10 protein-coding genes and 1 other annotated feature are annotated in these 9915 nt (G+C 33.8%); of the genes, 9 read left to right on the top strand and 1 reads right to left on the bottom strand.

Annotated elements, in window-relative coordinates; translation table 11 throughout:
• Nucleotides 1–674: 674 nt before the first annotated feature.
• The 3 genes from QRN68_RS02360 to QRN68_RS02370 all read left to right on the top strand — a co-directional run bounded on the left by QRN68_RS02360 (nucleotide 675) and on the right by QRN68_RS02370 (nucleotide 2721).
• Nucleotides 675–797 carry a hypothetical protein gene (locus QRN68_RS02360; RefSeq protein ID WP_285395055.1) on the top strand — a complete coding sequence of 41 codons (123 nt, stop codon included), beginning with the start codon at nucleotides 675–677 and terminating at the stop codon, nucleotides 795–797.
• A gap of 381 nt (nucleotides 798–1178) precedes the next feature.
• A complete protein-coding gene (locus QRN68_RS02365; protein WP_285395069.1) occupies nucleotides 1179–1769 on the top strand; it encodes a VanZ family protein in 591 nt (196 codons plus the stop codon).
• 280 nt (nucleotides 1770–2049) lie between these two features.
• The gene (locus tag QRN68_RS02370; RefSeq protein WP_285395056.1) at nucleotides 2050–2721 is read left to right on the top strand and encodes a CPBP family intramembrane glutamic endopeptidase; all 672 of its coding nucleotides are present in this window, start codon (nucleotides 2050–2052) and stop codon (nucleotides 2719–2721) included.
• A 286-nt stretch (nucleotides 2722–3007) separates the two neighbouring features.
• On the opposite strand, the gene QRN68_RS02375 is transcribed toward QRN68_RS02370, so the two are convergent.
• A complete protein-coding gene (locus tag QRN68_RS02375; RefSeq protein WP_285395058.1) occupies nucleotides 3008–3424 on the bottom strand; it encodes a DUF3888 domain-containing protein in 417 nt (138 codons plus the stop codon).
• A gap of 1388 nt (nucleotides 3425–4812) precedes the next feature.
• Between QRN68_RS02375 and QRN68_RS02380 the strand changes: the two genes are divergently transcribed.
• From QRN68_RS02380 to QRN68_RS02405, 6 genes are all read left to right on the top strand, one after another.
• Nucleotides 4813–5490 (top strand): response regulator transcription factor, encoded by a 678-nt coding sequence (locus QRN68_RS02380; protein ID WP_285395059.1) that lies wholly within the window; start codon nucleotides 4813–4815, stop codon nucleotides 5488–5490.
• Nucleotides 5487–6491 (top strand): HAMP domain-containing sensor histidine kinase, encoded by a 1005-nt coding sequence (locus QRN68_RS02385; protein ID WP_285395061.1) that lies wholly within the window; start codon nucleotides 5487–5489, stop codon nucleotides 6489–6491. The genes QRN68_RS02380 and QRN68_RS02385 overlap by 4 nt, the downstream gene beginning before the upstream one ends.
• Nucleotides 6492–6574: 83 nt before the next feature.
• Nucleotides 6575–7297, top strand: coding sequence for an ABC transporter ATP-binding protein (locus tag QRN68_RS02390; RefSeq protein WP_481817424.1), 723 nt, complete (start codon nucleotides 6575–6577; stop codon nucleotides 7295–7297).
• The gene (locus tag QRN68_RS02395; RefSeq protein ID WP_285395064.1) at nucleotides 7294–8043 is read left to right on the top strand and encodes an ABC transporter permease; all 750 of its coding nucleotides are present in this window, start codon (nucleotides 7294–7296) and stop codon (nucleotides 8041–8043) included. Before QRN68_RS02390 ends, QRN68_RS02395 begins: the two co-directional genes overlap by 4 nt.
• Nucleotides 8040–8798, top strand: coding sequence for an ABC transporter permease (locus tag QRN68_RS02400; RefSeq protein WP_285395067.1), 759 nt, complete (start codon nucleotides 8040–8042; stop codon nucleotides 8796–8798). The genes QRN68_RS02395 and QRN68_RS02400 overlap by 4 nt, the downstream gene beginning before the upstream one ends.
• 438 nt (nucleotides 8799–9236) lie before the next feature.
• Nucleotides 9237–9445, top strand: a binding site (T-box leader).
• A 39-nt stretch (nucleotides 9446–9484) separates the two neighbouring features.
• The coding region (locus QRN68_RS02405) for an EamA family transporter (RefSeq protein ID WP_285395068.1) at nucleotides 9485–9915 on the top strand (431 nt) is incomplete at its 3' end.

The raw sequence follows: 9915 nt of genomic DNA on the forward strand, positions 1-9915 counted from the left end.
TTTTCGGAGGAGCAAATAGAAGATATAGAAGACTTAAAGCCAAAAAACATAATTAATATTAAGGCAGGGATTTCAGAAATGGTTTAGAATTATTAAATTTAAAGACAATTTAAAGGAAAACCTAAACAAAAACTGGATCTTTATGAAATTTTAATGTACTTGAGAATTTTTGTACTAATGAAGAACTCCCCTCAATTAAAAAACTAAGGGATTTCTTTATTTCACAAGTGAATGGTAAAATTATTTAAATATGGAATTTACGATTGTTTCGGGCGTATTAAAAGTAATAGGTTCATTGAAGTTTATTTTAAAGGAGATGATTTGCTTGATAATCTTCGCAGAAGTTTTACGTGCAATTTCTATATGTGTGCTAATTATTAGTTCCTCTTTTTATTTTCGACATCTGGCAAAAACGAAAAAACAAAGAAAACTTTCAACTATTGAATTAACAATGTACACAATAATTTATATTGCGTATGCATTTTTGACAATCAGTATATGGATTTTTATACTCGTTGAGTGAGTGTTACAAAGTGAAACAAGGATTTATAAAGTATACAAAACAAATCTAAAAATCTTTCCCAAACGACGCTTTGGGTGCTTTTTGAAATGTAAATTGTTTCATTGAGCAACCTATTGTACAATGTTGTTAACAAATATTAGGAGGTTTCCGAGTGAGTTTATTCGTTGCTTCTACCTTTGCTATGGTTGCTTTAGTCATTGCTATGCTTAATGACATGAAGATTAAGAAATTAGAAAAACGTATCGAAGAACTTGAAAAAAACAAATCGAATTAAACACTAGGAGGGTTAACCTTGTTTGGTTCAGTTCTATTTATCTATTTGCTTATTGCTATTTCATTACTGAGTATTTGGGGTTTATTTTGGATAATAAAGAACAAAAGAATCATTTAATTAAATGGTGTTCTCTAACGAAGTGCGTAGTGCAACAAGGATTTATAACGTATACATAAATAAATCTAATAAAGTTCCCAAATGGAAGCTTGTTAACATTTCAAACAGCGACAACCACTGTTAAATCAGTGTTTGTCGCTGTTTTTATTAGAAAATAACGCTCTGGGAAGCTTGTTTGTACTTCAATTAACGTGGAAAACTCGTTTGTTTTATAATGTAAAATTAAGTAGAATAAGGATTATAAAATGTTATAAAAAGTGGGAGATGTTAATTGTGCATTCAACATACGTTCTTTACAATATTGTTCCTTTAGGATTTCTAATTTTGCTAGTATATATTTTTATTAATGTATTTCTTGACTATTTTAGAAAAGTGAAAAAAAGTAACAAAAAACGAGTTATTCTATATAGCTTTATCTTTTACTTAATAAGCTTAATTCAAATTAAATTTGGTGGATTCACGCTTCCTCAAAATCCAGCAGACAATAGTAGCAGCTTTATTTCAACAAATGACTGGTTTGGAATATTTGATACGATGCACTTTAATATTTCTATTTGGAGTTATTCAGCTTTATTTTATAATGTTATTTTATTTGTACCGTTTGGGATTTCTTTATTACTCCTTTTCAATTTAAAAAGTAACAAAAAAGCAATTTCTATTGTTATTTTAAGTTGTTCGGGAATCTACTTTGCTGGTCTTTTATTTGGGGAGACTGGTGTAGTTATGAGAAACAATGGTAATACGGATATTATCTATTTGTTATTTAATATTCTTGGTGGGATATTAGGTATATTTTTAGTGAAATACGCAGTAAGTTTTATTCGCTCATATAAATTAAATTTACAAGTGAAGTAAAATGATAAATAATAACCAAACTAAATTTGTTGAATAAAATATACACACATATATCTAAAAACGTTCCCAAATCAAAGCTTGTTAACATTTCAAACAGCGACAAGCACTGTTAAATCAGTGTTTGTCGCTGTTTTTATTAGAAAATAACGCTCTGAGACGCTGTGAGAAATTATTTTAAAGAGGACTGTTCGATTTACTTGTTCTGAATGGCACAGGATAGTTGAACAAAATAATATGGTATAATCTAAAAAGGTAAATAATTACATTCGAGGAGGTAGAAATGGAATCGCAATTAAGTGTTGAAAGTAAAGTGAAAAATAATGATGTGAAATCGATGATAGGGTTTCTACTCATATTTTACTTAGTATGGGCAATTAAAGAATTATGGTTAATTGACTACATTTATTCGTTCGGTGAAATAATTTCTCCATTATTAGAAGCGTTGGTTAAGGGGTTCGTATGGATTGTTCCAACTTGGTTATACATAAAATATTATTTACATACTAACCCATTTGACTACTTAAAAGTGAACGTTAATGTTAAAAGAGGTTTATTTTGGGGAGTAGTTCTTTCACTGTTAGTTGGCTTATATTTTGCTTTTGAAACATATATCATTAATCAGCAATCATTTCAATTTTCATTATCCTTTGATGATTACCTTAATGGTATTCTAGTGGCAGGGATTGCAGAAGAAATTGTTTTTAGGGGATTAATTTTACGGGAGATTAATAAAAAATTAGCTTTTTGGAAAGCGAATATTATAACGGCTTTATTATTTTTAGTGATACACTATCCAATTTGGATTCAAAATGAAATAATTTTCCATTTCGGGACACATATTTATGTTTTTGTTTTAGGTCTACTCTTTGGGTTTGTGTACAAGAAAACCGGTTCATTATGGTCAGTTATAATATTGCACGCACTTCATAATTTTTTTGTTACATTAATTTAGTGAAAAAATATGTTATTAATTAACGTGTGCTTTAGTGCAACACGGATTTATAACGTATACATAAATAAACAAAATAACGTTCCCAAATGAAAGCTTGGTGACATTTCAAACAGCGACAAGCACTGTTAAATCCGTGTTTGTCGCTGTTTTTATTAGAAAATAATGCTCTGAGACGCTGTGAGAAATTATTTTAAAGAGGACTGTTCGATTCACTTGTTCTGAATGGCTGTAACATATAAATAGAATCTCAATGAAATGTTACCAAAGGACACTTTGGTAACCTATTTTATTCTGGAGGATATTTATATGTTTTTAAGTGTGTGTGATTGATTAATTTAACTTCAGGTCCAGCAGAAATTTCATAGGTCATTCGGTCTCTCCCTACTGGAATCCAATGCCCTCCATCAGTAGGCTCTATTTCAAATGTAATTTGCAATTGAAAGCCTCGGAAACCATTTACTCTTTTGGTTTCAATCACTTCAATCTTCCACGGAGTGACTTGAGGTGCAAAATCTTTTAGAATCTTAGGACGATAATAGCTAATCAAATCTTTTTGGATATAAGGAGTCAGCATATTCATAAGCATATCCTGTAATCTAAGTTCTTCAGAGTCTTGTGTTGGTTTATCTGATGAAGCTGTTGCTGATTGAAAAAAGGTAATAAGAGTTAGGAATAGTATAAAAACTAAAAACATCTTTTTCATTCTTTCAATACACCTCTTTAAGACTAACTATTTAGTTGTATTATCACCTTTTACGAATAAAGTATGTGTTTATTTCATTAACGAGGCAATTTAGGCAACTTATATTTAAGCTATACAAACGCATACAAATAACGTTCCAAAATCAAAGTTTGGAAATACACCAAGAAGCCACGAATGTTGTTAAATCAACGTTTCGTGGCTTTTCTTATTAATATTGTTTATGCGTTTTTTTATGCACTTTTGTTAAAAGTCAGTCATAGCAAAGGTTTTGAAGCATTTGAAGTAATGTTGCACCATCGTCTTTAATGAATAAAATCGTGTATAAAAATTGAAGTCTTATCGTTGTAAATCCGAATAAATCTGACGAGACCCATTATTGTACTAACGGAGTGCTTTAATTGAAGATTCGCACCTCGAAATAATCAATCTTTATTATAAAAACCAAACTAGATAAATAAAGAACCAACTGTTTTGATCAAACTTTGTTTCAAAACAGTTGGTTTCATTCAGTATAAAATCAGTGTTTGCAACTTACTTTAAATCGAACTTTATTTAAAAGCTACAAAATGAGCCAAAAAGTAGATGTTAACAAATAATGGAGCTGAGCTTTTTAAATATGGAAAGTTCATTATCCGTTCGCTTATAATTAAAATAAGTGAACGGATGTTTTTTTATAAAGGAGAAAAGATCAATTAAATGAGCCTTATTGTTTCATTTACGACTGAAATGTAACAATGAAATAATTTAATAATAGAAGAAAAGTACTCGTCTGCTTAAGACATAGAAAGAATAAATTGGATTTGTTGGAACGCCGTATGCGATGAAAGTCGCACGTACGGTGTGGACAGGGGGGAAAGCTGGCGATAATTTCAAAGGCTCCCTATCTGTATCAATAAGAATTTTATTGCAATGGTAAATAATGTTAAAATAGAGTGTAAATAATTTTATTTGGGAGTGAAATATTGTTAGAAAAGTTATTTAACACATTTCTATAAAATTAATTTTCTATCATGTTCGGATCATTTTAATGGCAGATTAATAAAAGGAGAACAAGAAGTTATTGCTACTCCTAAACAACTTTAAAAAAGTTGCATTAGAACTAGATGTAAGTCTAAGGACAATTACAAATCGAATTGCACTTCAAGTAAATCTTCAGACCTCACAAAAAAACGTACGGAATTATTAGAGTGGAGAGAGAAATTCCCAAATTCCAATAGAAAGCAATTTCAAACGGAGTTTAAAAAACATTCACTTACTTAATAAAAATGACAGAGAATGGCTTGAAGTCAATTTTCCTACACAACGTGATACCTTGCGCACACAAAAGCATCCAATTGTTACTGTAAATGATGCAAGATAAATTTGAAATTTAGAGAGAGGGATGTTACTTGAAAAGAAGCGTATTATATATTGAAGATAATGAGAAAATAGGCAGTTGGGTAAAAGAAGAATTGGAACAGCGAGGGTTTTCAGTTCAATGGCTACTTTCAGGTGAAGGAGCCGAAAGAGAAGTAAATCAGCATGAATTAGTTATTTTGGATATCATGCTACCCGGGTTAGACGGATTTACTGTGGGAAAACGATTAAAGAAGGCAGCTCCTGCCGTTCCTATATTGCTGTTATCTGCTCGAACATCGATAGAAGATAAAGTAGATGGTTTAAAATTTGCTGATGACTATTTAACGAAACCCTTCCATACGGATGAATTAGTTGCAAGATTAGAAGTATTAATCCGTCGAAGTGGTGGAACACATTCCGAGCGCATTTCATTAGGAAAAGATATTGAAGTAGATCCAGAAGTTCAAATGGTATACGACAAACGCACAGGTGAAGAAATTATATTAACAGGGAAACAACATCAAATATTAATGTACTTCTTACGCCATCCTAATCAGGTTTTACCCAAAGAACAAATCTATGAAGCCATTTGGCAAGAAGCTTATATTACTGGTGATAAAACAATAATGGTGCATATCCATCGATTGCGTCAAAAGTTGGAACGTCATCCAGATTCCCCAGGAATTATTGAAACGTTGAAGGGAATAGGCTATCGGGTGAAACTATGAAACAGAATAGATCATTATTTCGTCGTTTTCTAAAAGTGCATTTTCTATTTATCTTTTTTCCTCTTCTTGTGCTTATTTTCTTCACTTCGTTCGTTCCTGTTAGCAATGAAAAAGAAATGAATATGTTAAATCTGTTCTATTTTACCGTACTTTTGTTTGGTTTTATTATTGTCGCATTTGTTGTAATATCTTGGCTGTTCTTCTTGAGACTTCGTAAACGTCTCACCCGCTTACAGGAAGTCATGTCATTTTCAGCTAATAATAATTCATTTCCTAAACCAATATCTGTTCCAACGGATCGTATGGATGAAATAGACCAGTTAGGAAGTTCTTTTAATTGGATGATTCAGCAGCTTGAAGACAGTCGCAAGCGAGAATATGAAGAGGAATTATTACGCCATCGACTCATTGCGAATTTATCTCACGACTTACGAACGCCACTTACCATTTTGAGAGGACTTATCACCAGACTAAATAAAAAATCAATGAATTTTGAAGGGCAAGACTCATTAGCAGAGATGAACCATACGATTACAAGAGTCGGAGATCTAATGGATGATTTACTTTCCTATACAGTGCTTACATCAGGGAAACATCCTTTTCATCCCACTTCAACAGATATTGTACGGTTAGTAAGAGCATCTGTCGCTGAGTGGTATCCTGCATTTGAAGAAAAAGAAATTCAGTTAGATGTTGATTTACCGACAGAGAAGACTTTTTATTGGGAAGCAGATCCTAAATGGATGACACGAGTTCTGGATAATTTATTTCAGAATATTCTTCGCCATGCAGCAGAGGGGAAATATACAAACATTGTGGTTGATGTAGAAAAAGAACTGATCATTGTTGCAGACAGAGGTCCAGGTATGGATAACTCTTCCTATGAGGGTGGGGTGGGGATTGGTTTATCGGCTTCACATTATATGTTGAAAAAAATGATGCTGAAAGCTGACTTTACATCAAATGAAAATGGTACAAGAGTAGCTATTGGTAGAGCTTAACCTAAAGTTAACCCAGAAGTAAACAGCAAGATAACCGAGATTTAACTTTGCTTTTTTATAATTAGAACCATAACAGAAAGGGAGTGTTGTGGTTGCTTACGATTAATAACTTAGTCAAACATCGCGGAACTCAAGAAATCTTATCAGGTATCAGTTTTAAAGCTAGACCAGGGAGAGTAACTGGGTTTTTAGGTCCGAATGGGGCAGGTAAAAGTTCTACACTTCGCATCCTGCTTGGATTAGATCGTGCCACCTCAGGGAGTGCACTAATTAATGGAAAGCCATTCGCAGAATTACATAATCCTCTAGCAACAGTAGGTGCCGCACTTGATGGATTTGGAGCTCATCGTATGCGAACAGGACGAGCACATTTGCGTTGGATTGCTCGTGCCTCAGGATTATCTCGCTCACGTGTCGAGGAAGTTCTGGAAATAGTAGGTCTTACGAATGTAGCTGGTAAAAAAATCGGAAATTATTCCCTGGGTATGGGGAGAAGACTTGGAATGGCAGCTGCACTACTTGGTGATCCAAAAATATTGGTTTTAGATGAACCTGTAAACGGGCTCGACCCAGAAGGAATTCGTTGGATTCGGACATTTTTACGTGAACGCGCTGAGTCTGGAAACACGGTGTTACTGTCCAGTCATCTAATGGGAGAGCTTGAAGAGACTGTTGATGATGTGGTGATTATTAATCATGGAAAAATCGTTGCAAATGGAACATTGAAAGAAGTAATAGGTAATCATTCCACGCTGGAGGAAGCCTTTTTTGCCCTGACATCTGAAAATGCAGGTGATGTTGTATGAGAGCATTTAACGCGGAACTATCTAAATTGTTCTCCCTGCCGGGTATTTGGCTTGCCTTTATTATTGGAGCGTTTGCCCCAGCGGTCATTGCTGCCTTGGACAGTACAGCACAAAAAGAGGAGATTATAGCTGGAGTTAGCACACGTCTATCGGAAGTTGGCTATATTGGTTTAGGTCTTGGTGTGCAAGGTGTCATTATTCTTGGTGTGCTTGCTGTCAGCAGTGAGTATTTGACAGAGAGCAGTGAATCTGGTGGAGGGAATCAGATTACAACGAGTTTAACAGTTGTTTCATCCCGTTTCCACTTTTTGCTGGCAAAAGCAAGTGCAGTGACAGTGATCAGCATACTGCTTTCCATTGTTGCTATTCTAACAACTGTGTCAGCAACAAATCTTATTCTTGGTGAATACGCCCCTGCATTTGAAGCATCTAGACTGATCGGCGCGGTTTGTTACTGGATATTTACTGCTCTTTTAGCATTTGGGATTACGGTTCTAACTAAGAATGGCATTATCCCGCTTGCTGTGCTCATGATAAATTCATCTGTTGTGACAGTCTCTTACCTCCTTACTAAGGTTACAAAATTAGCGTTTTACTTACCAGATAAGGCTGGCTTTGATATGTTTATGTTTACGAGCGACAGTTTTCACACCCCATTCACAGGTGGTTTAATCATGTTTGCTTGGGTAGCTGTTCTTTTCATTGTCGCAGCCATTGTATTCCATAGGAGGGACGTTACATCATGAGTGTCTCTTCTAGTAGAAAGATAACACTAATCCTTGGTGCTGAACTGGAAAAATTAGTTACATTACCATTGCTATGGCTCACTCTTATGGGGACATTCATTCTAAATTTAGTTTTAGCAGCAGCTTTTACTTCTGCTGGTCTACAAGGGGCAGCAGGAACGCAAAGTATACTGAAAATAGGACTTGCTTCTATGGGATATCTTCAAGCAGGGTTCATTATTCTAGGTATCTTAGCTACTTGTTCAGAGTATACGGGTGGACAGATTCGAACTACTTTAACTACGATCCCTTGGCGAGGGTTTCAACTAGCCACGAAGCATTTAGCTTTGGCAATTGTAACCATTCCTATGGCGTTTATTATTGCTGCATCAGGTGTACTATATGCTTTTATTATGATGAGAGACACAACATTAGTGATTGAAATAGACGCTATGATAAAAACTTTAGTAGGTGCAACCGGCTATCTAACATTAACCACCCTTCTCAGTGCAGCTATTGGTGTTCTACTCAGACGAACCACTCCTGCTTTAGTGGTACTGCTTGGTCATTATTTCATTGTCAGTCCATTATTGAGAGATTTTTTACCCAGTATTAAAAATTATTTTCCGGATACGGCAGGATATTATATGTATATGCCACCTTCCTCTGATGAAATAAATGTCCTTACACCAATGCAAGGGGCAGGTGTTTCAATGTTATGGACACTGATCTTTATTACAGTAGCTATTGTATTTTACCGTAAACGAGATGCCTAAGTTTAGGTTTCACCATTTATATAAAATAAGGAAATTGATTTATAGAGATGGAGAAAGAATCATTCCTTCATTACCTGTTGTTGAGTAATAATATAGTTCTTTAATTATAAATATAGTTGTTTAACATTTACAAAAGTTGTTTGAAACTTTTATGGTTAGTCCAATAATTTAGATATGATGGATTCTATTCCAAGAGCTATAACATCAGCCATTATTAAAATAGTCATTTGGGTCTTTCCTATGATGTTTTTAGTTAAAATTATGGAAAAAGGTATTCCGTTATCCTATTTAAGGATTACGTCAGTGAAACAAGGATTTATAAAGGATTTATAAAGGATTTATAAAGTATACAAAACAAATCTAAAAATCTTTCCTAAACGACGCTTTGGGGACTTTATTATTTACAAAAAAGGGAATAAATTAAAGTTAAACCAAATATTGTAAATTTAGATTGGAAGTAGTAAGGAACAATTATTGTTTAGAGAACTGTTGGTTGGTGCAAAACAGTCAATAAATTCCCGAACTCGTCCAGGAGTATTTATACTGAACTTAAGTAAGTATGAACGGCAGCTACCGTTATAGTCTAAGTGGATTAATGTAGAATTAATCAATTAGAGTGGTACCGCGAATCGAACTTCGTCTCTTTATCGAGACGGAGTTTTTTTATTTTAGGGAGGAGAAAATATATGGAATTAAAAATTGATAAATCTATTTACAAGGTCGGTATCTATGCTTTGCTAGGTTCAGCAGTCTTAACATCTGTTAGTCAAGTGTTTTATGCAAATCAAGTTCAAGCCGTACATCCATTTTTATTTACTGGTATAAGTTTCTTTATTACTGCTCTTTATTTTCAAATATTCGCATCAAAACAAAAAACAAAGGTGAATTGGAAAGAAGATAAGAAGCCCTTATTAAAATTAAATATCGCATCAGCAATAACATTTATGGGCTTCTATTTTGCTTTAAAGTACGTGGAGCCAGCTATCGTTAGCTCCTTAGAAATGGGCATAGCCCCATTATTTATTTTAATTTTAATGGTCCTCCAACGAAAAACTATATCTTTCCTAAATTGCAATATCAAGTTGAACACTTTTTTCAAAAACATCTCAGAGGTTCC

The organism is Lysinibacillus sp. fls2-241-R2A-57 (assembly GCF_030209535.1).
Lineage (GTDB): Bacteria > Bacillota > Bacilli > Bacillales_A > Planococcaceae > Lysinibacillus.

Coding starts and splice junctions, on each gene's coding strand:
- QRN68_RS02365 (WP_285395069.1), top strand. CDS start 1,179: ATGTTAATTGTGCATTCAACATACGTTCTTTACAATATTGTTCCTTTA.
- QRN68_RS02370 (WP_285395056.1), top strand. CDS start 2,050: ATGGAATCGCAATTAAGTGTTGAAAGTAAAGTGAAAAATAATGATGTG.
- QRN68_RS02375 (WP_285395058.1), bottom strand. CDS start 3,424: ATGAAAAAGATGTTTTTAGTTTTTATACTATTCCTAACTCTTATTACC.
- QRN68_RS02385 (WP_285395061.1), top strand. CDS start 5,487: ATGAAACAGAATAGATCATTATTTCGTCGTTTTCTAAAAGTGCATTTT.
- QRN68_RS02395 (WP_285395064.1), top strand. CDS start 7,294: ATGAGAGCATTTAACGCGGAACTATCTAAATTGTTCTCCCTGCCGGGT.
- QRN68_RS02400 (WP_285395067.1), top strand. CDS start 8,040: ATGAGTGTCTCTTCTAGTAGAAAGATAACACTAATCCTTGGTGCTGAA.